Here is a 20,727-nt window from a genome sequence, read left to right on the forward strand (position 1 = left end):
GAGCTGAAGCATGACTGTTAATTTAATATTGCAAGATATTAATTTTCTTGAAAAAAGAATATCCGAAAAAATTATTCAAGCTGTTTGAGATGTTAGCTTTTTCAGCGCATCTCGTACTATTGATAAAGCAGGATTTTCAAACCTCTCCAAAAATCAGTTTCTCTGGTTCGCCAGCTTCGTATAATAAGTATGCTTTCATACCTATAAAGTTAATAGTTTGTTTTTAGTTATCTGCAGTACCGTCGGTTAACCTTAACTAGCTCTTCGAAATGTTAGCTTTTTCAGCGCATCTCGTACCATTGATGAAGCAGGATTTTCCAGCTGTTCGAGATGTTAGCCTTTTCAGCGCATCTCGTACTATTGATAAAGCAGGATTTTCAAATCATGAAGGCCATTTATAGTTTTACCTATTTACGGGTTCAGAGAACCCTTTTTATTTTAATTCGAGATGCCTACGGAACATCTCGAACAGCTGCGAGCTGCAGTATTGTTGCTCCTGCTTTTAGTATTGTTGCTCCTGCTTTTAGTATTGTTGCTCCTGCGTTTGGTATTGTTGCTCCTGCGTTTGGTATTGTTGCTCCTGCGTTTGGTATTGTTGCCAAGCTGTTCGAGATGTTAGCTTTTTCAGCGCATCTCGTACTATTGATAAAGCAGGATTTTCAAATCATGAAGGCCATTTATAGCTTTACCTATTTACTGGTTCAGAGAACCCTTTTTATTTTTAATTTGAGATGCCTGCAGAACATCTCGAACAGCTGGGTTTTGCCAAGCCCTAGTTAGCAATAAGAAAAAATTTGGCTACAATTGTTTTTCTAATTTCAAAATCTTTTCTTTAATCTCATTTTCCGTTAATTCTGTTTTTGTATTTGATTTTAACAGATTTTCAAGTGCTATAATTTGCGCTTTTATTAATGCCTTTTCAGAATTTACTTTTTCATCAACATTAATACCTGTATGCTCCCAATTCGTTTTTGTGACCGCATTTTTTTCAACTGATATTGGGATGAATAACTGATATTTTTTGCCAATAAAAAATACTTTTACAGGATTTGCTGCTCCATAGGTTTTATCTCCAATTACCTTTGCAATTTTATTTTGCTGTAAATTATATGCTAATGCCTCAGCGGCAGAAATGGTATTATTGTTCACAATGAGGTATACTGGCTTATCTAAATACTTTTTGCCATTTACTTTTTTAAATGTGTACTTCTCTTCGGTTTTATTATTATATCTGGTGTAAATCTCACTTAATTTAATTCTTTCATTAAAAAAATAACTTAAAAATAGCCTTACCATTTTGCCATCACCCCCTCGATTGTTTCTTAAATCTATAATCAAAGCATTTGTATTTGAAACAAAATTCATCGTAGCATCTAAAATTTGTTGAGCAGATTTATTTCCTTCGGGAAATCCGGTATATTCAATATAACCGATATTTCCGTCTAATCTCATCACTTTATCAAAACCATAATTCCACTGTTTATTAATAGCATCGTATTTTTTTAGCAATTCCTTTTCATTGACTGCTTTTTCTTCTTCTTTACCTGGACGGTACAATACATTGAAATGTAAATCATTTCCGTTTTTTGTTAAATAGGAGGAGAGCGATTTTGCAAATTCTGCATCAGTAAGATTGTCAAAATTTTTAAGATCTATTTCTGATTTTAATTTTTTAGAAAGTTGATTTGCAACATCTTCAAAAATGTAATACTCATTAATTTTATCTGCTATTTCCAATATTTGTTTATTTCGTTCTGTAAAATCCTGGGCATTCGCTTTTGAGTTGAAGCAGATTACAACGTAGATTAATAATAGATTAAATACTTTTTTCATTTCTTAGATTTTACAATTAGTAATTATTTTATTTAATGTTTTTTCGAGTAAATTAATCTCTTCCAACGACAAACCATTTAGTGCCGTTTCTCTATTTAGTTTTGCAATTGGGTTTATTAATTCTAGCGTTTTTTTTCCTTTTTCTGTTATTTCAAGATTAAATTTCCTTCTATCTTCTTTATGGATAGTTCTATTTAAATAATCTTTTTTAACCATTAATTCTATCATTCTCGTGATTGATGCATTATCCTTAAATACAAGATTTGCCAATTCATTTTGAGAAATTTTGCCATCCTTGTTAAGGATTATTAAGACTAGACATTGATCTATTGTAATATCTTTTACAATTTTTGAGATATTCCTTTGAGATATTTTTCTATACTCCTTAATTGCTTGTTCAATTAAATAAAGTACTGTTGCTGTTGGATTTTTGTTATTCATATCAATTATGTTGATGTAAATATAATTGATATATCAATATAAATCATAAAAAAAATGATTTTTTGTTTTAAGAGCTTTTGCTTATTCACTGATGCTTATCTAGTCTTAGCGTATCGCTAAGGCTAAAAACCAAAATAATGATCAATAGGTCTGAAACAAAAAAAAAGCCCATCTTTCGATGAGCTTTTAATCAGTAGCCCATACTGGGCAAATTTCGAATTTTTTCCTGGCTGATTTGCAGGAATTGGCGAAAGTTGGAAACTATTTTAAAATCTGAAAATTGGTTAATGGACGATTTTCGAACTATAATCAAAGTGGACAAACCATTTTTTTGACCCGTTGCAACAATTTTTAATTATTTCCAAGGGTATTGACAATTAGTATGTTATAATGAAAGTGTTTTTGGTGAGAGGGGGGTAAGCTATATATTTTACTAAATCCCCTGTAATCCACATTGTAATAACCAAATTTGGAACTCTTGGTTGCAGTGATGAAGAGAAAATTTCCTAATTGTGTATTTCATCAAAAGTGGGGAAGATCCACTTTTACCGAAATTTCAACTTAACCTGGAAAAACCAATCTATTTGACCCCGTATTACCAAATATATAACACTAAAATAATTAATAATTTAATTCAAATCTAATTTCCGGCGAGATGGGGTCAATCGGTTGCGGTTTATCCACTTAGCCGTTGTTTTCAAATTGCATACAGTAAACCGACCGTTTTTTAGTGCTATAAACCACATTTGATCCAAACTTAATCGCATTATTACTGACCTACATCATATCACTTAAAGAAATCCTTTAACCACTCGGGTGTTTTGTATTCTAAGAGAAAACCAACATTTTTTAAAAAATAAATCAAAATGAAAATTAAATACGAAAGGAGGTTCAGTTGGCATTAGCCTTAAAGCTGCAAAACAGAAAGTTCTGTTTCGTTTCAAAAGGCGTGGTATGATCTTCGGTGATGCAACGAATTTTTGTAAATCCTTTCAGCATCTGCTGCCTGAGTTCTTCTTCGTTGTATTGTTTTATTTCCAGGCCACTACATTTTTGGGGACCGTTATGAGAAAAGGTACCGATAGTCATAAAGCCTGTTACCCAAGATTCAGCAATGCTTGTGTATTGTTTTACCTGATCCTCTGCCGTTAAAAAATGAAAAGTCGCACGGTCATGCCAAAGGTCATAGTGTTTATCAGGGGTAAAGGCTAAGATGTCAGAAGCAATCCAAGTTACCTGCTTTGCTCGTTCTCCTAAACGGAATTGAGCACGCAGAAGGGCCTGCTCGGAGATGTCCAGGACGGTGATGTTTTGGTAACCATCATCTAACAGGAAGTCCACCAGCTTACTATCGCCACCACCAATGTCAATAATGCTGGCTGTTTTGGGTAGGTTAAACTCACGGATGAAGTTAAGCGAAGTCTGCGGCACTTCCTGCGTCCAGCTCACTTCGTGAGGTTGTTTGTCCGTATAGACCTTTTCCCAATGGCTTTTATGTTCATTCATATGATAAAATAATATTGATGCAAAAGTAATCATTAAAATATCACTTGAAACCAAGTTTATCCAATAACAGTATACTTTATAGAAAGCAATTTTAAAGTTTTTAAGATCCGAAAGTTCGGGCAATATCCATCCCCAAAGCAGTCAAATCTGGCAGCGATTGGAGAACGTTATCGGCCGCATTTACATCAGGCTGCGAACTTATTTAAGTCAACGTACGCTGACTTGCGCGTCGCCACAGCAAATATTCGCGCAAGCATTTTATTCCGAAGAATGTTGAGCGTGGCCATCTTACTCTTGCCGCCCTGAACCCTTTTATGGTAATAGGTACTTAGTTCTTTATCATAACGTGATGCACTCAATGCTGAAATGTGAAGCAGCTTTTTGATCTGTTTATTGGCCAGGCTGCTGACCCTGGTTTTACCCCGGTAAGTCGTGCCAGATTCATTCTGGAACGGTGCTGTCCCTGCAAAACAGGCAAACTTCCTCCAGGTATGGAACCGGGTGAAATTATGGGTATAGACAATCATATATGCACCCAGAATTGGACCAACACCCTTGATCGTTGTGATCAGATCGAAGGTGGATTTAAGTTCCGGTGACCGGGAGATAACGAGCTTAATGGCTTCATCAACCTGCTTCTCTTGAGTTGTTATTTGGTCTATAAGTGTGCTGTAAACTGGTGAAAAGTCCAACACATCACTATTCATCAGAAAGCGCTTTTGTTCGCTCTTTGTTACCAAAAAGCCTGCTCGGATTCTTACCAACCGGTCACGGAGAGAAAGCAATAGATGAAGTTGCATAATCTCCCTAGCTGGAAGCGTTGTCGGTGTCAGTTTCTCCCTGAAGGTGTATGCATAGTCGGCAATCCTTCTAGCATCAATGCGGTCGCTCTTACCTCTTGCAATACCTAAAGATCTTTTGATCTGCAGCGCAGAAATCATGCAAAAGGGAATAGCAGCCTTTGAAAGGTAGGTCGCAAGAGGAATGGAATAAAGTCCTGTATGCTCGAAGCATACCCGAAGGTCGTTGTTTGTCGGATCAGGGTGATGTTTGCCGATCCAGTTTACCAGGGCATCATACCCCCTGGTCGTGTTGGTAAATACTTTGTACTCATTACGGCCATTGATATAGGCATCAAATGTGGCCTTAGAGACATCGATCCCAACGAACATTGTTTGTGTCATAATGTCAATAATTAAGTAAAAAAATAAGTTGCTCGACTATAACCATTAGCAGGCCTTATGCCTATAATTCTAAAGGGTCTCAGCAACAGGGGACTAATACGGAACAGGGGTCTGAGCCCAGCAAGATGTCAAGTTCACCTTATTCCATTCACCAAAGTTTGTAAAAAATCAAATAACTAAATATTTAGAAAAACTGCGATTCCGGGGCAATAATTAACGAGTAAAGTTAATGGCAAGATGTAGATTTGTCCACAAATCAATCTTGCGCCCTTGTGGTCGGGGCTGTCTCTCGGAACTCGGACAGCCTAAACCCATGGTAAAATAATTGAAAGCTGAAATAATATATTCTCTTTTAGGAGTAAGTTAAAACATAAATAACAGAAGAAGAGTTCGTTTGTATTCTCAAGGTTCTGCTCAAGGCTAAGCTATTTATCAAATAAAGTTTTTCTACAATGTTTTTAAGATGATATTTTAACAGTTATAGCCTTAATGATATATCTTTTCTGGAGCCTTCTACTAGTCTAAGACTTGTAAACTCTTATGTGTTGAAAATAAAGTTGTTAGTTAAGTTTATTTTCTCTCTAAATTTAAAAATAAAACATTATCGGCTTTTAAAATCTCAATAATAAAATCTATTTTTATTAAACAATATCTAAACCTATGCTATCTCTTAATCACCTCTGCTTTTTGGGTACTCCTGAAATTCTTGTTCTAGCACTATCAGTTGCTATGATTTACTTTGTTTACCAGATAACAAAAACTATAATTCTACATTTAAAGAATCGATAATTATCAACTTTATATTCATGAAAAATCTAAATGCTCTTTTTAAGCTCATCACTTTTGTGGGGATTTTGTTTAATTTAACCACACTGAGGGCTCAGATTGTTAATGTAAGCCAATCATCAGGTGCAGCAACAATCAATATTCCTATTTATACGTTAAAACGTGGTAAAATTACCGTACCAATTTCGCTCTTTTATTACGGAAACGGGGTGAGGGCAAAGGACATAGAAGGCTCAGGAGGAATGAACTGGCAGTTTTCTGCAGGTGGGGCATACAAAAGACTATGACACTTCGACAGCCAATGATTCTGCTGCAGTTGCACTAAAAAGTATGGGGCTGAAAAATATCAACATCCCGATTGAGACTTTTAATCAGATCGAACGGGGTGGAGTTGCCAGGACCGTTTCGGCTAGTTTAACCAGGTTCGCCATATTTAGCCCTGGTAGCGAACAGCCTGCAAAAACCTTAATATTCAGAAATGCCACTGGCATTACCGATTTTCAACCTTCATTCATTCAGTCGGGAAATTTGGTAAATGATGTAAGATATTATTCAACGGGAAACTTTACAGATTATAATATTCATGGGCAGCTCCTCTCTGGAAATAACGCCAAGGGACAAATCAAATCTGCTTTGTATGATGATTATTCAAGGCTGCCACTGGCGAGTATCAACAATGCGAGGCAGGATGAAATCCTGTATAGCAATTTTGAACAAGGAAATCTTGCAGGGCTTTGGTTTGAAGCGAATGGGCAAAGTTCCACTATTGCAAATTCAGGTAAACTGAGTGTAATTACAAACCCTTCAGCTGTACTTTATAGAAGTCTAAAGAAAAAAGTGGGCTCGACAACATATATTCTATCTACCTGGATAAATTCTACAGTATCTAACACGCTTAATGTATCGGTAATCAATACGGCTAACCAGATTGTTTCCAATGCTGTCAATATTATTGCAAGCTCAGGTAATTGGAAGTATTATCAAGTTAAAATACCTGTAGCATCAATGAGCCAAACTTTCACTATCAAGTTGTGGGCATCATCTGAGCTGCTGATAGATGATGTTATATTCCGACCTGAGGAAGCTGATGTGCAGATAGGTAATTACGACATAATTACCGAAAATAAACTTTTTACTGCTGCCGCGAACGGAATGGCCTCCCGCTATGACTATGATGCAGTGAACAGGATAAAACATGTATACGATCAGGATAAGAATATTGTGCAGAAGATGGGTTATGTATTGGGTACTAATCAGGATCAGTTTGCCCCAAGCTTTACTATGGCTGATAACCAACTTGTTAATACTCAGATTAATTTTTCTATAAACAGTTATCCTGTATTTACAGGAGACGGATTGACTTATACATGGAATTTTGGTGATGGAAGCCCTGCTGTTGTTACAACAACCCCTGATGGTGTACTACATACTTATACGCAGGTAGGTAATTATACAGCGAGTATAACCAAGTCTTCCCCTTATTATGGATCGGTTACGGTGAGCAAAAACCTGACGGTTTCCTTGCCTGCTGTCGGTGCAACAAAACTGTATTCTAATTCTGGTGATATGATGCTTACTTTCTATCAGAATGGACAGATTGTAAGGCAGTTTTCGCAGAGTGAATTCAATTCCGGCACCTCGACCATTGATCCTGGTGCATATACGATCAGGGTGGGTGTCTCCTCAACCGCCTTTAGTAGTTCGAATCCCAATGGTTATAAAAGTATCCAGTTTTCTGCCAGGGGCCCGAACAATACCAATGTGGTTTCGAGCTGTCTGTCTTCACAGCCTGGGGTAAGCATATATGAGTTTTATATGGATTTAACAGGTAAAGAAAGCCTCACGCTGTATACCGATCCGCAAACTTGCGTACCATCATCAGTTGACTAAGGTTCCCATCTAATCTCAAAAAAAATGAAAAGATATTTTTCCTACATACTGTTGCTGTTGACCAGTATGTTTATTTGTATATCCTTTAGTTATGCACAAAACAAGACTTTTGTACAACAGGAAGTAGTCAAAATAGCAGGTGTATTTACTGATGAACAGTTAAATGGCCTTGCACCATCACAAAAACAGGTTACCAGAACTTATGGCGATGGTTTCGGGCGTGCCCAGCAGGTAATCATTGTTGGGGGGAGTCCGAACGGAAAGGACCTGATCCAGCATAAAAGCTATGATAATATGGGCAGGGAAAGCAGAAGCTATCTCCCTTATGCCTCGGCAAACAATAATGCCACCTTTAGAGGGAATGCAGTTGTCGAACAGGCCGCTTTTTATAACACTTCCGGTCAGAAAACTGCTACCGATGCCAATCCTTTTTCACAGCAGTTGTTTGAAAACAGCCCATTGCAGCGAGTATTGCAACAGGGATCTGTGGGTGCGGGTTTCCAGCCAGGAGAACATTATAAAACAATAGTTTACGGAACCAATCTTTCTTCTGAAACAGTGCGTAGGTGGCAACCTGATGGTAGCGATGCCGGTGTATGGCCTGCGGGTACCTTAAGTGTCAGTACAGTAACTGATGAGAACGGCGCAAAAACTGTTGTGTACACCGATGCCGCAGGACAGACAGTACTAAAACGCCAATGGCTAGGGCAAGATGGAGTAAATTGGTTGAATACCAGCTATGTTTATGATGATCTTGGTCAGTTAGTTTTTGCTGTATCTCCAAAAGCCTATGCACTAATGGAATCTGCTGGCAACTTTGCGCTCTCTCAACCAGAGGTGGCCAAACTGATCTTCAGTTATGTGTACGATGAAAAGGGAAGGCAGGTGGAAAGAACAGTGCCGGGAAGTTCTGCAGTTTATATGGTTTATGATCGCATGGACAGGTTGGTACTTGCTCAGGATGGGAACCTTCGAAGTATGGGGAAATGGAACTACATCAAGTATGATAGCCGTCAGACTCCGGTAAGTCAGGGAATTTATAATGATGGGAGTAGCCGTGCTGCCCTACAGGCTTATGTATCAGGACTTAATTACAATAATATTTATTATGAGGTTCGTAATGGTGATGCAGCAACAGGTTATTATACCAATAATACCTTTCCGGCATCGAATATCGAGCCACTGGGTTACAGCTACTTTGATAATTATGACCTGGATGGCAATGGTTCACCTGATTACGCCTATCAGGGGCAGGGACTTAATGGGGAAGCTACAGCATCTGATTATCTCAGTGGTATGCCAACTATAATCCGCAAACGTACTGTAGGCGCAGGGCTTTCCAATATCTGGTTGAGTACGGTAATGTTCTATGACCGTAAAGGACAGGTAATACAAACTTTGAGTAACAACCAGTTGAATAGTAATCTGGCCTCGGTCAAAACTTTCGTACGAGATTTTACAGGTAAGACCACCTTGACTAAGAACGTCCATTCGGCTGCTACAACTGTTACCGTACAAACAGCGTACTCTTTTGACCATATGGATAGGTTGAAAACGGTAGATGAAAGCTATAATGGCGCAGCCACCATCCGGGTTGCAGCCTATGAATATAATGAGATCGGGCAACTGGTTGATAAAAAGCTCCATAGTACCAATGGTGGAGCTAGTTATCTACAATCAGTCGATTATCGTTACAATATTAGAGGACAACTCACCAGTATTAATAATAGTGGGCTTTCTGTTGATAGCAGGAATGATGATACCAATGATGTATTTGGAATGGAGCTGCTCTATGAACAGACCGATGGTAGCTTGGGGAATACCGGCTATTACAATGGGATGATCTCGGCAGTAAAATGGAAAACTAACGCACCTGGGGTAACTAATGGGAATGAAAAAAGTTACCGATTTAATTATGATGCTCTGCTTAGGCTCACTGCAGCAAATTATGCCGATCGTTCCGCTGGCAGTAGTTGGGGTAATATTGCGGCGTTCGATGAAAAAAATATCCGCTATGACGCGAATGGGAATATACTATCTTTACAACGCAATGCGATATTGAACGGCAGTATCACTGCTGTCGACGATCTGAATTATAGTTATGATGGCAACAGGCTTGCCAATGTAAGCGATGGAGCCGGAGGAAACTATAATGTGTTTGGTTTTAAAAACCTGACAGGATCGGGTAATCCTTATGTATATTCAGATAACGGAAACTTAACGGCTGATCCCAAAAAAGGCTTAACCCTTTCTTATAATATCCTAAACCGTACTGAACGCATCACGGTAAATACTGCCTCCGGTAGATACATTGATTATACTTACGACGCAGGGGGGATAGTAATCCGGAAGCAAGCTGTTGACAATGGAAGCCTGGTAAAGACCACCGACTACATCGAAGGCTTTGTTTATGAGAATGGAACGTTGGCCTATTTTGGCATGAGCGAAGGTCGGGTTAGGAATACTGCTGGCAGTTTGAAATCGGAATACATCATTCAGGATCAGCAGGGCAATGCCAGGGTAAGTTTTGAAGAACAGAACGGTATTGCTGTGGTAAGACAGGAAAACAGCTATTACCCTTTTGGCCTGAGTATGCCGGGCAACACTGTACCAACTGCAGCAAACAAGAATCTCTATAACGGTGGTGCAGAGTGGCAAGATGATTTCGGGGATATGCCTGATTTACAGCAAACTTTTTATAGAATGTATGATGCGGCACTGGGCAGGTTTATTACTGTTGACCCCATAGCGGAGGCTAGTGAGAGTTTTGGAACATATCATTATGCAATGGATAATCCGATTATGTTTAATGATCCATTAGGAGATAAAGCTGCTGCAGGAGGCGCAACTATCTTTGATATTATCTATTCCATTAATGCTGATGGAAATAAAAATGGTGGTCGTTGGTCAAGTTCAAATCCTGATTATGTTGAAATATTTTCAAATGACTTTCAGGGTTTTGGGGCAATAACCGATAGGTTAGACAAATTCGGTGGTTGGGATACGACACTTGCAGGCAACTTCGATACGGCTTGGAGCAACCTGAATGACAATATCTCTGCAAGCGGAACTGCCAGAGAAGTAGGCCTTCGAGGTGTAAGTATAGCAGAAACCCGAAGTAACACTAATTGGCTTTCTGATAGAATGAGAGAAGGGTACTCCAATCAGGGGGATGGACTGACAATTGGCCAGTTTGTAGACCCTAAGTCGATCAAGTTGAGGTCTGTCGGAGATGCTTATTATGCTGAATTGGTATATACAGAGAGTTTTCGGTTTCTTGATGTTTTCCCTTACAGATCTGAGGTTATTACAGCAAAGATGAACATTGGCATAGAAGTCAATAAAAAAAATCGCAACGGGGATGTGGTGCTTCAGGCTCAAGCAAAAGTATTAATTGCCGCCGCGCTTGATGTTGCTCGGATAAGTTCAAACAAAGAGATGAAGAATCATCGCCCTTTTGATTCCGCCCTGTTTATGGGAGATTTGAACTTTGCTTTGGGGGCGGTTTTTAATTATCCAGCAATTGCAAAGGAAAACTATCGTTATCAGTTTAGAACGCCTTTGGCTGTAAGTAAAGTTACTTTTCATTGGGCATTATTATATCCTTAATAGATTTAAAAATATACTTTTATCCGATGACGAATAGTTTTTATAAACACTTAAAAATTTTTATTTTAGCAATGTTATTGCTAAATACCTCTTGTTCAAAAAAAATAACAAACATTCCTATGGCGAAAAACGGAATCTCAAAGCTGGATTTAGTAACAACAAATATCCGCTCCAAGAACTTAAAAGGCGAACCAAGTTTAATGTTTAACGACAGGTTCTGTACTTTAATTGGGATAGACCTTTCTCCTCATTCATTGTTTGCTAATATCGGTTTCAATTTAAAAGATTATCCTTCATCACTTCGCCAGCAAATTTCTGAGTCTAAAGCAGTTTTACTCAGGCCATATAACACTTTTGACGCTGAACAAAATTTAGGAGATATTATTCTGCATGATTGGCTGAAGGATTTAAAAAAAATTAAGATTCTCACCATTGAAGGCGGATTAATCGACAAAAATAATATCCTTTTGGACCTGCCAATCAAAACATTAGTTTTTGACCATTTCGCTAAAGAAAATAGGGATATTTTTCTGACAGCGATTTTATCTATGAAGCTACAATATTTAGTTTATCAAGAAATGGACATTTCCGACGTTTCTTATCTACAAAAACGGCTTCCAAAAATGATCATTCTGCAAAAAACACAATATGAGGTAATGGTCAATCAAGGTTTAATATCTTTTGAATGAGAAATTTGCCCTTAAAGTAAGTTGCTGGCCATTGATGTCAGAAATTTTTATCTTTTCGCTCTGAAATAAAATTGATAATAGAAATGACATGAAAAAAAATCAAGCAACAGCATTTATGGTATCCTGTTTATGTTTTCTTGTTCTTTTAAAAATATGAAAAATAGACGTAACATAAATAATATGGAAATTCCTGTTTCCACAATAAATAGAGAGACACTTAATGTTGATTTTGGAAATCTAAAAGGTAAAGAGGGTCTTCTATATCATGATGAGTATATAATTATAACTTCTTTAGATGAAAAACCCCATATGCTGATTGTTGCTCCTAATTCTGATTTATCAAGCTTACCAATATCTCTAAAAAGTGATGTTTATGATTGCTCGGTACTATATATTCATCCATCGAATGAACTTATCGCCGATACTAATGAAATTCCTCAATGGTTTTATAACTTCAAACAATTAAAAACACTAAAATTGGAGGGACTTGAAATTGAAAGTCTAAGTTTCCTAGAGGATATGACAATTCAGAATTTATTGATCGACAACTGTAAGAAAATTGATATTGATTCAAATATTGACTACTTGTTAAAAGTGAGGTCGCTTGAATACTTTATTTATGATGATTCTTCTAGTTTTTTGAAGATCAATGAATTAAAACGAAAAATTCCCTCGTTAAATATTATCTCAAAATCCAAATTTGAAGAAAAAGCAAAGGCTGGACTAGTAAATATCTTGCAATAAATAATTTTGTATTAACAATTCATAGATCCATTTTTGAAGTCAAAGAATATGGTTGCAGAAAATTAATCCACATTAGACATTTAATTTTTGTATTCGTTTTATTTAGGTAATTAGTAACTTGATGGACATTCTTTTGATATATCCAAGTAAATGAAAGAAGCAAATGATTTTTTAAATGGGTTATAAAATGTCAAGAAAAAAGTTTAAGAATGGAGATATATTGCAGATACCATTACCAAATGGATTAGGATTTGCTTATGCAAAAGGAATTAATTTGCTTGAATTGAATAATGCGATTCATTATCCAACTATGATTAGGGTTTATAATTTCAGAACGACTTCTGTAGATATACCATTAACAGAACTTCTAAATAAAAAATTGGTCTTATGCCCTCTTTTAATTGCAGGTATATTGCCAACACTTTCTAAAGGTGTTTGGAAAATTATTGGAAATACTGGTTATAGTGAAGAAGAAAAAGAAATCCCTAATTATAAAATACCAGAACCTGATGAAGAAAATTTGAAAGATTGGTATTATGTTGTGAATGCAGATATCTCACAAAAAATAAAATCGACATACGACAATGTAAAACATCTGGAAACCATAGGCGCGAAGGGTGCTGAATTAGTAGGAACAAAAATTGCAATGGCTTTAATTCGAGATGAGGGTAAAAATATTGAAGACTATTTTAAATTAGAGGAATATTTCGAAAAAAAGTATTATCAAGAAGTTATAGAAATTCCGACTTACTATAAACAATCTCAATCAATTAAGGGCAAAGCAATTACTTAAATCAGATTCTTTTACAAGAACCTATATTAACGAGGACATTATTAAGCAAAAGATGACATTCGGAAGGTGTTTTGCAATAATGAAACTACAGTCTGTTTTTTTAGTACTTTAATTTTATGCATATTGTTATCTTGTACACTATTTTCTTAACATTTATCTTAGCCGTTTTATTATTTATTGGTATTAATTACCTTATTTATCGTTTAATAGTTGCTAGTGCTAAACGAAAATTCATAGACCCATTTTTGAAGTCAAAAAACATGACAGTAAACAACATCAAATTTCCTGGCCTTTTTAATCGGGGAGATTTTGGTGATAATAATCTAACTATTATGTCAGTTGCTGAGATGGGAAAAATTACTATAGCTACGTACATCTATGTCTTTGCTTCGTCAGATAATGGAGAAATACAGCGGTATACCGTGAAAATACTTTGTGTATTTCTATTTATTAAAAAAGTTTTATTGAGAACTGGAGTGGGTAAAAACGATGAGATTGAATTAATTCGAGGGAATTAAATAATGATGACCACTCTAAAGATAAAAGTATGAGGATCTTTTTTATGATTAATAGGTATCTATTCCTCATTTCGATATTTTTTTTATCTTGTTCACACAAAATCTCTACTAAAAGAAAAGATGACAATATGAATAGCAAGTACACAACAATAATGAAAGAGGGTACCATATTGAACATAGATTTTGGCAATACAAAAGCAGATTCTGTAATATTTTTTGATTCAACATGCGTAATAACTGGTCACAATAATGAAATGAAGATGATCGTAGCAGGGCCTGAGTTTACTCCAGATCACCTGCCTGATACTTTGAACAAAGATTTTTTTAATATAGCCTCTGTAAATTTTAGTGATGGTAATCCATTTAAGGCAAATACAATTAAATATAATTGGCCGCAGTGGTTAAGTGAGATGAAAAAAATGTTTTATTTAAGATTAGAAAATGTAATAATAAATGATTTTAATTCCTTAATTAAATCTGATCTAAAGCAATTAATCCTAATAGGAGTAGAATTTAAAAATAAAGATATTGCCTTAGAATCACTATACAAACTACCTAACCTTCAATACCTAGTTATAGATAAGTCTTTCAATACTAAAGATATTTCTTTACTTAAAAGCAAACTTCCAAAGCTAATTATACTCACTGAAGAGGCATTCAATAAAGGGATTAGTGATGGACTTATATTAATGCCACATTAGACATTTAATTTTTTTTATGCTATTCATAATGGTTTTATTTAGGTAACTGGAAGACAATAGGCCAGATTTCTTTGTTTATATTACTTATTATAACTGTTGTTTTTGGGACTTTCAATATATCTTATATCGCAATGTTATGGCAAGGTCTTCAAAAAACAAGTACGACAAAAGGATAAATATTCGAAAGAAAGGAGATTTTTAATACTCGGCAAACAAGAATAAAAGAAAATATTTTAAGTTTAGATAAAATTCAATTTAAATATATTTTTAAAGTTAATGATATTACATATGTAGACTCTTGTGTATTGGGATATTCTTTTCTTAATTCCAAAATCTTACATGATCTTCAAAGCAATAAACTACCGATAGAAGTTAAAATAAAATACAACCCTGATAAAATTGATCAGAGTATGCTATGGATCCTTTAAACACTTAATAACAAAATAATACAGGTATTTATCAGACAAAGTCCTATTTATTTTTCAATAATTCTATTTTCTCTCGTTCACTAGCTAATAATCTTTCATACAACTCTACAACTTTGTCGAGTGGATTGTAAGTACATTGAAAATTATAAGCATATGCAGTCGAATTATCGTGCATATTTTGGATATGAAATATAAGTACCTCTTCACTAAAATTCTTTATCGCCTCAACGCTTACCCCTAACACTTTAGCAATTTTCTCCAGCGTTGAATCTTCTACTTCTTCGCTTTGCTCAATCTTGGAAATGGTTTGCTGGCTAACACCGAGTTCAATGGCAAGGGCATCCTGCTTGATTCCGCGGATTTCACGAATGCGGCTGATTTTTCTTCCGATGTGGGTTTTGTTTGAGGTTGTTTCCATGTTAGCAAATATAAATAATCCCTAAGATAGTATGAAACAATTTATCATGGGTATGATACCCATGTAATTGGTAGGTTACGCTTTTTTTATGCCTGAACTTGATGGTTAGCATTAATCATTAAGGTATGAAAAAGAAATTATTATTAGAAGGGCAAAACCAGGATGAAAGGGTTTTGTCTTTTATCAGAGAACTTGTAGCGCGCTTCCAGCCCCTGTACATTATCAAGTTCTCAGAGTCTGTTAAAAGCAAATTTGCTTCAGGTTCTTTTATGGAAAAAATCGATGTCAGTAGCTTTCATTATCATTTACTTATGGTGGTTGAAGGAACAACCCGGATAGAACATGGTGTCCAGGATTTTGTCAATACCCATTTTTACCATGGGAAGATTACCATTCTGGTGCATAGCCGCGAAACAATGGAAGAGGCAATTTCAGCAAACAGCAGGTTTTTTATCCATGCGTTTAATACCGGAATTTTGCTTTACAATCATGAAGGTATATTAAACCTATTTCCACAATATATACTGGATGAAAAACAATCGCTCCAAAAAGCAAGGGTACATTTTAACCATCGCATCCCCATGGCCAAAGGTTTTTTGGTTGGAGCAGCAGAATGTTATAGCAACCGTAAATACAATGTAAGCGTATTTATGCTCCACCAGACTGTAGAACAATGCTGTATTGCATTGATCAGGATCTTTATGTCCTACCGGGCTGATATCCACCATCTGGGTAAGTTGCTGGATCTATGTTGTTGTTTTTCTGAGCAGCCCAAAGAAATATTTTTAAACAACGAAGAAAACAGCAGGCTCTTTAAAGTTCTGATGGATAGTTGCTTGCATGCTCGTTACCGGGATAATTTTAATGTTGATATTGATGATGCAGATGATTTGTACAGACTGGTAAAGACCTTTTTTGACCTAAGTAAAAAGCTTTGTGAGGAAAGGATAAATGAGCTAAGCCTGGCCTGTGGTGCGGATGAACTAATGATAGGAGGTTAGGATGAAGAGTAATAACAAAATAAAAGATAAACCGATCGAACAGTTTTTCAAACTTCCTTTTGAAAAGGGTACAAGAAAACTGTGGCTTTCCACCCTGGAATCCAGAACAGATTTCAGGGCAGGTAAGAACCCATATTTCCAGGCCCATCGAAAATTCGTTGCTTTTAAAAAAGGTATCCTGGTGATGCAATTCAAATTGGAGAATGAGCCGCCTGTAAAGATCTATTTTAAGGTAGAACGGGGCTACCTTTTAATCAGTTGCAATGTGGATACGGATGAAAGTTACCTCGGTCGTTATGCCTACAGGGCACTCCGGTCTATGATGTGGGAAGATCATTTTGATTTTCAGGATTATTACTGGCCGGACTGTTTTGATGAGAAAACAGGCAAATCAAAATACCTGAATATTATCTATGACCGTTACGGCATGGAGATTAGCCTCAAAGAAAACTTTAAAGGTTTATTTAGGCCTGATGATAAATTTCTGGAGATCGCTGAGCGGGAACTCCTGCCGAGACTAACTCATATACAGTCCTCAAGGTACAGCGGTCAGAATGAAGAAATCAGGATTGGTTATTGCTTCGCCTATACCCATGAAACTAAATTTCATTCCAACCATTACGCTTTTTTGATTCCCTACACCTTTATAGCCAATCAGGATAATAAGAGCGTTAAGTCCTATTATGAGTTTGTTTTTCAGGATACCGATATCAGTGATATCTTGCTTTACCCAAAACAAAAAGAATTAAATGAAATCTGTTTTCAGATGAAAACTATTGCTGCAATCGCTTTTTATAACCATAATGACCCAGCAGAGCAAAAGGAGGAAATAAGACATACTAATGAAAAGCATAAAAGGGAACTTATTTTACTTTGGAACAAAGCGCTGCCACTTTTAATGGGAGAATCTTCAATCCATTACCTGTATAGCTATGGACTGCGAAATATAACAGGAAAACCATTAAAGAAGAAAATGCAGGCTTGCCGGTTTTCCATGGATATCCCAAAGCTGAATTTTCAGCTGAGTGATAAGGGAGATTATTATGAGCTTAGCCTTCGCTTTAAGATCGGAAACAAAGTTTTTCTATTTAAAAACTTTATGAGTAGCCAGTTTCTGATAGCGGGCAGACCTGAGCCCAATACCTGGTACCTTTTAGAATCCGAGATGGATTCCAGGCTAGTAGGCTTTTTTTATGAAACTGATTTTAAAATCCAGATCCCTAAAATATATTACGAAGAATGTTTTATGGATTATGTTACTGAACTGGGAAAACACTATGAATTGATCCTGAAATAACATTTAATATTCTTCTTTTTAAATGTAAACCAACTTACTAAGGATATAAAGATTCATTGATTAAAACCTTCTCTAGCTTTTTATGTAGCAAATTTCTGAACAATCCCTTTACCGGAAAGACCATGCCCTTCGGGTTTGCTGAAAAAAAATCTTCCTTTTTTCGCTTGCGCTTAAAAGCGTATTTGTTTTTCGCAAAGTCTTGCCTTGTAAAGCGATTGCATTCAGGTGAGGTGGCTTAATAAAAAGCCAGGAGGCCTGTGCCGAACGGCTTAGATTCTAAATTTCAATAAATAAAATATGTTAAACAGAAGATGTCGCAGCCCGACAATTTAATAAAAGTAGACAATCACCATACCTAAGATGCTAAAAAACTAAATATAGGGATCCCGATGGTGATTGGCAACGGAGAGATGGTGATATAGACAAATTCGCTTAAGCGAATTTGTTATGAGGAAATTGAATATTAATAAGATGCTTCCAGAGGAGCTAGTCCTAATTCTTCAAAAGAAAGGAATTGAGGTATCAATAAATCAGGCAGAAGAAATTTTAGAGCTTCTATACCTGTTAGCGACTCTGGAAGTTGAACAAATATTAAAAAGATGATAACAGCAGATTTGTATATACGGGTAAGTACTGAAGAACAGGCAGATAAAGGATATTCCCAGCGCAATCAGGAAGAAGTACTACAGCGCTATTGTGATAATAAAGATATAAAAGTTAGAAGGATCATTTATGAGGACTATTCAGCAAAAACCTTCCTTCGGCCGCAGTGGCAAAAACTACTGGTAGAGCTTAAAAAGAAACGTGGACAGACAGACCTTGTTTTGTTTACAAAATGGGACCGGTTTAGCAGAAATGCAGGGGATGCTTATCAGATGATTAGGGTACTTTCCGATCTAAGTGTAGAGCCGCAGGCAATTGAACAACCACTGGATTTAACCATACCTGAAAACAAGATGATGCTGGCTTTTTACCTTGCTGCACCGGAGGTTGAAAATGACAGGCGGGCACTGAATACCTTTTTTGGAATGAGAAGGGCAAGAAAAGAAGGCAGGTGGATGGGCTCAGCACCAGTCGGATATGTGAACAAAGTAACCGAAGATGGCAAAAAGTATATCTGCCCATGTGAACCGCATGCTTCTATCATGAAATGGGTTTATGAAGAACTGGCAACAGGCAAATGGTATATCGACCAGATCTGGAGGGAAGCCTATAAAAAAGGCTTAAAATCCGGACGGAAAAACTTTTGGAAGATTATCAGAAACCCTGTTTATTGCGGTAAAATATTTATTCCGGAATACAAAGATGAGGAAGCCTGTGTGGTTAAGGGATTGCACCAGCCAGTTGTTAATGAAACAATCTTTTATAAAGCAATGGATGTCCTCAGTGGTAGAAATAAACATTACAAAAGAACATTCGGCTCTTTAGAATTACTTCCTTTAAGGGGCTTTTTAATCTGTCCCAAATGCGGCTATAAGCTTTCAGGAAGCGCATCGAAGGGACGTTATAAGTATTATCATTATTATCACTGCACTTCTAAGTGTGGTATTCGCTATGGTGCAGAAAAGGTAAACGAACTTTTTGTCACGGAACTGGAGAAATTTTCGCTTGATCCCGTGTTAAATGAAACTTACAAGATTATCCTTAAACAAGTTTATCAATCGCTGACCAAAGAAGACAATTCAGAGCTTAATAAAATCAAAAAAGAACTGGAAGAATATAACCAGAGAATTATCAAAGCGAGGGATAAAATGCTTGAAGACGTCCTTTCAGATTTAGAATATCGAAAGATTAAATCAGATTGTGAAAGGAGCGTTTCTATCCTGGAGGGAAAACTAATAGAGCTAACAAGGGGAAAAGAACATATAAGTCCATTAATTTCAAAAGCTACGGGGATGCTTGGAAACTTATCTGAAGTATATCTAAAGGCCAATTCTGAAGATAAAAGAAGAATAATCGGTTCGATTTACCCTGAAAATCTCGTTTTTGACGGAACGCAACATCGAACCACCCGTGTAAACGAAGCCATCCGTGTTTTTGGTGTCCTGAAGTCAGTTTTGGAGGGCAAAAAAAAGGGGCAAACCAAGGAAAAACTTGATTTGCCCACTCTCGTAGAGTCAATCGGCGGAAAATCGAACTTTTATGAACATTGTGAGGCCATAGTAAATTTTGAAAAAGTGGTCAATAACAAGATGGAGGGACAGTATAGGAAAAAGAAATTATCGTAAAATTTGTATTAGGTGCAAAATTGGCAACAATGGTATCTGGATTCGAAAAGAAATTGTCTGTTCTAACGATCCATAGGTGTGATTTCTTATTTATTTCCTGTTGATTAAATTCGCCAAAAAAAGTTAGATTTTGCTTAAAAGCACATTGCTGTAATCCTAAAATAACTATAACGTAAAATTTGCCGATAATAGGTTATTTGCTTTTAGGAATTCAAAGGATCTAAAAATTTGGCTTTGGGTGAAACGTTTTTTCTTGTCATGCCATTCATAAAAAGTTTTCAAAAGATTAGTCTTATCAAGGCTATTGTTTTTGGTTAGCTCAATACTGCATGCCAAAACAGTTGCTGCAAGTTGAGTTTCATCGGTTTTTTTTCCCCGAAACAACTCTATAATAAATTGAATGTGCTCATTATGTTCTGCATAGTAGCGCTGATAGTAGCTTTTATAAGAATCCAATTTTTCTGCAGGAAAATACCTCTTTACTCTATAATCTGGGGATCTCGGCATTAGTATCCACCTGTTTTCGCGCATAGTGGTTCTTCGTCACTTTTGGTGAAAGTATATTAAAAAACTACACATTATTTGTTAGCCCCTGCTTCTTTTTAAAGGTTACACCAACTTTTTCTAGCAAGTTGTACACTTGTGCTTTCTGATACGCTAA

At 36.4% G+C, this 20,727-nt stretch carries 18 protein-coding genes; 12 read left to right on the forward strand and 6 right to left on the reverse strand.

Features of this window, described 5'->3' with window-relative positions:
- The first annotated feature begins 384 nt into the window (after window positions 1–384).
- Window positions 385–780: a hypothetical protein gene (locus EHC72_RS22820; protein WP_165585906.1), complete on the forward strand. Its 396-nt coding sequence runs from the start codon at window positions 385–387 to the stop codon at window positions 778–780.
- A gap of 18 nt (window positions 781–798) precedes the next feature.
- On the opposite strand, the gene EHC72_RS20960 is transcribed toward EHC72_RS22820, so the two are convergent.
- The 4 genes from EHC72_RS20960 to EHC72_RS20975 all read right to left on the reverse strand — a co-directional run bounded on the left by EHC72_RS20960 (window position 799) and on the right by EHC72_RS20975 (window position 4,964).
- Window positions 799–1,833, reverse strand: a complete 1,035-nt coding sequence (locus tag EHC72_RS20960) for a S41 family peptidase (protein WP_131539680.1) — start codon at window positions 1,831–1,833, stop codon at window positions 799–801.
- Window positions 1,834–1,836: 3 nt separating this feature from the next.
- Window positions 1,837–2,274: a MarR family winged helix-turn-helix transcriptional regulator gene (locus tag EHC72_RS20965; protein ID WP_131539681.1), complete on the reverse strand. Its 438-nt coding sequence runs from the start codon at window positions 2,272–2,274 to the stop codon at window positions 1,837–1,839.
- An 891-nt stretch (window positions 2,275–3,165) separates the two neighbouring features.
- Window positions 3,166–3,813: a class I SAM-dependent methyltransferase gene (locus EHC72_RS20970; protein WP_246029474.1), complete on the reverse strand. Its 648-nt coding sequence runs from the start codon at window positions 3,811–3,813 to the stop codon at window positions 3,166–3,168.
- Between the two features lie 152 nt (window positions 3,814–3,965).
- A complete protein-coding gene (locus EHC72_RS20975) occupies window positions 3,966–4,964 on the reverse strand; it encodes a transposase (protein WP_131539682.1) in 999 nt (332 codons plus the stop codon).
- Between the two features lie 806 nt (window positions 4,965–5,770).
- On the opposite strand from EHC72_RS20975, the gene EHC72_RS20980 reads away from it, so the two are divergent.
- From EHC72_RS20980 to EHC72_RS21015, 8 genes are all read left to right on the forward strand, one after another.
- Entirely contained in the window at window positions 5,771–6,037 is a 267-nt protein-coding gene (locus tag EHC72_RS20980) for a hypothetical protein (RefSeq protein ID WP_131539683.1), read from the forward strand.
- A gap of 43 nt (window positions 6,038–6,080) precedes the next feature.
- Window positions 6,081–7,640 carry a PKD domain-containing protein gene (locus EHC72_RS20985; RefSeq protein WP_131539684.1) on the forward strand — a complete coding sequence of 520 codons (1,560 nt, stop codon included), beginning with the start codon at window positions 6,081–6,083 and terminating at the stop codon, window positions 7,638–7,640.
- Window positions 7,641–7,664: 24 nt separating this feature from the next.
- Window positions 7,665–11,249 (forward strand): DUF6443 domain-containing protein, encoded by a 3,585-nt coding sequence (locus tag EHC72_RS20990; RefSeq protein ID WP_131539685.1) that lies wholly within the window; start codon window positions 7,665–7,667, stop codon window positions 11,247–11,249.
- Between the two features lie 26 nt (window positions 11,250–11,275).
- Window positions 11,276–11,938: a hypothetical protein gene (locus EHC72_RS20995; RefSeq protein WP_131539686.1), complete on the forward strand. Its 663-nt coding sequence runs from the start codon at window positions 11,276–11,278 to the stop codon at window positions 11,936–11,938.
- A gap of 153 nt (window positions 11,939–12,091) precedes the next feature.
- The gene (locus tag EHC72_RS21000) at window positions 12,092–12,682 is read left to right on the forward strand and encodes a hypothetical protein (RefSeq protein WP_131539687.1); all 591 of its coding nucleotides are present in this window, start codon (window positions 12,092–12,094) and stop codon (window positions 12,680–12,682) included.
- A gap of 187 nt (window positions 12,683–12,869) precedes the next feature.
- Window positions 12,870–13,475 carry an Imm26 family immunity protein gene (locus tag EHC72_RS21005; RefSeq protein WP_165585907.1) on the forward strand — a complete coding sequence of 202 codons (606 nt, stop codon included), beginning with the start codon at window positions 12,870–12,872 and terminating at the stop codon, window positions 13,473–13,475.
- 116 nt (window positions 13,476–13,591) lie between these two features.
- A complete protein-coding gene (locus tag EHC72_RS22960; RefSeq protein ID WP_211660343.1) occupies window positions 13,592–13,993 on the forward strand; it encodes a hypothetical protein in 402 nt (133 codons plus the stop codon).
- A gap of 128 nt (window positions 13,994–14,121) precedes the next feature.
- The gene (locus EHC72_RS21015) at window positions 14,122–14,694 is read left to right on the forward strand and encodes a hypothetical protein (protein WP_131539690.1); all 573 of its coding nucleotides are present in this window, start codon (window positions 14,122–14,124) and stop codon (window positions 14,692–14,694) included.
- A 471-nt stretch (window positions 14,695–15,165) separates the two neighbouring features.
- Here the strand turns inward: EHC72_RS21015 and EHC72_RS21020 are convergent, their stop codons facing one another.
- Window positions 15,166–15,540 (reverse strand): helix-turn-helix domain-containing protein, encoded by a 375-nt coding sequence (locus EHC72_RS21020; protein WP_131539691.1) that lies wholly within the window; start codon window positions 15,538–15,540, stop codon window positions 15,166–15,168.
- Window positions 15,541–15,665: 125 nt separating this feature from the next.
- On the opposite strand from EHC72_RS21020, the gene EHC72_RS21025 reads away from it, so the two are divergent.
- The 3 genes from EHC72_RS21025 (at window position 15,666) to EHC72_RS21035 (ending at window position 20,066) form a co-directional block, all read left to right on the forward strand.
- Entirely contained in the window at window positions 15,666–16,541 is an 876-nt protein-coding gene (locus EHC72_RS21025) for a HEPN domain-containing protein (RefSeq protein ID WP_131539692.1), read from the forward strand.
- 1 nt (window position 16,542) lies between these two features.
- Entirely contained in the window at window positions 16,543–17,838 is a 1,296-nt protein-coding gene (locus tag EHC72_RS21030; protein ID WP_131539693.1) for a hypothetical protein, read from the forward strand.
- A 599-nt stretch (window positions 17,839–18,437) separates the two neighbouring features.
- On the forward strand, window positions 18,438–20,066 hold the full coding sequence (locus tag EHC72_RS21035) for a recombinase family protein (RefSeq protein ID WP_131539694.1): 1,629 nt from the start codon (window positions 18,438–18,440) through the stop codon (window positions 20,064–20,066).
- 165 nt (window positions 20,067–20,231) lie between these two features.
- Here the strand turns inward: EHC72_RS21035 and EHC72_RS21040 are convergent, their stop codons facing one another.
- Window positions 20,232–20,573 (reverse strand): hypothetical protein, encoded by a 342-nt coding sequence (locus EHC72_RS21040; protein ID WP_131539695.1) that lies wholly within the window; start codon window positions 20,571–20,573, stop codon window positions 20,232–20,234.
- Window positions 20,574–20,727: the final 154 nt, after the last annotated feature.

The organism is Pedobacter nototheniae, from assembly GCF_004335085.1.
GTDB lineage: Bacteria > Bacteroidota > Bacteroidia > Sphingobacteriales > Sphingobacteriaceae > Pedobacter > Pedobacter nototheniae.

Bases quoted from the DNA above. Each gene is read 5' to 3' on its own strand.
- EHC72_RS22820 (WP_165585906.1), top strand. From the start codon at position 385: ATGAAGGCCATTTATAGTTTTACCTATTTACGGGTTCAGAGAACCCTT.
- EHC72_RS20960 (WP_131539680.1), bottom strand. From the start codon at position 1,833: ATGAAAAAAGTATTTAATCTATTATTAATCTACGTTGTAATCTGCTTC.
- EHC72_RS20965 (WP_131539681.1), bottom strand. From the start codon at position 2,274: ATGAATAACAAAAATCCAACAGCAACAGTACTTTATTTAATTGAACAA.
- EHC72_RS20970 (WP_246029474.1), bottom strand. From the start codon at position 3,813: ATGATTACTTTTGCATCAATATTATTTTATCATATGAATGAACATAAA.
- EHC72_RS20975 (WP_131539682.1), bottom strand. From the start codon at position 4,964: ATGACACAAACAATGTTCGTTGGGATCGATGTCTCTAAGGCCACATTT.
- EHC72_RS20980 (WP_131539683.1), top strand. From the start codon at position 5,771: ATGAAAAATCTAAATGCTCTTTTTAAGCTCATCACTTTTGTGGGGATT.
- EHC72_RS20985 (WP_131539684.1), top strand. From the start codon at position 6,081: ATGGGGCTGAAAAATATCAACATCCCGATTGAGACTTTTAATCAGATC.
- EHC72_RS20990 (WP_131539685.1), top strand. From the start codon at position 7,665: ATGAAAAGATATTTTTCCTACATACTGTTGCTGTTGACCAGTATGTTT.
- EHC72_RS20995 (WP_131539686.1), top strand. From the start codon at position 11,276: ATGACGAATAGTTTTTATAAACACTTAAAAATTTTTATTTTAGCAATG.
- EHC72_RS21000 (WP_131539687.1), top strand. From the start codon at position 12,092: ATGAAAAATAGACGTAACATAAATAATATGGAAATTCCTGTTTCCACA.
- EHC72_RS21005 (WP_165585907.1), top strand. From the start codon at position 12,870: ATGTCAAGAAAAAAGTTTAAGAATGGAGATATATTGCAGATACCATTA.
- EHC72_RS22960 (WP_211660343.1), top strand. From the start codon at position 13,592: ATGCATATTGTTATCTTGTACACTATTTTCTTAACATTTATCTTAGCC.
- EHC72_RS21015 (WP_131539690.1), top strand. From the start codon at position 14,122: ATGAATAGCAAGTACACAACAATAATGAAAGAGGGTACCATATTGAAC.
- EHC72_RS21020 (WP_131539691.1), bottom strand. From the start codon at position 15,540: ATGGAAACAACCTCAAACAAAACCCACATCGGAAGAAAAATCAGCCGC.
- EHC72_RS21025 (WP_131539692.1), top strand. From the start codon at position 15,666: ATGAAAAAGAAATTATTATTAGAAGGGCAAAACCAGGATGAAAGGGTT.
- EHC72_RS21030 (WP_131539693.1), top strand. From the start codon at position 16,543: ATGAAGAGTAATAACAAAATAAAAGATAAACCGATCGAACAGTTTTTC.
- EHC72_RS21035 (WP_131539694.1), top strand. From the start codon at position 18,438: ATGATAACAGCAGATTTGTATATACGGGTAAGTACTGAAGAACAGGCA.
- EHC72_RS21040 (WP_131539695.1), bottom strand. From the start codon at position 20,573: ATGCCGAGATCCCCAGATTATAGAGTAAAGAGGTATTTTCCTGCAGAA.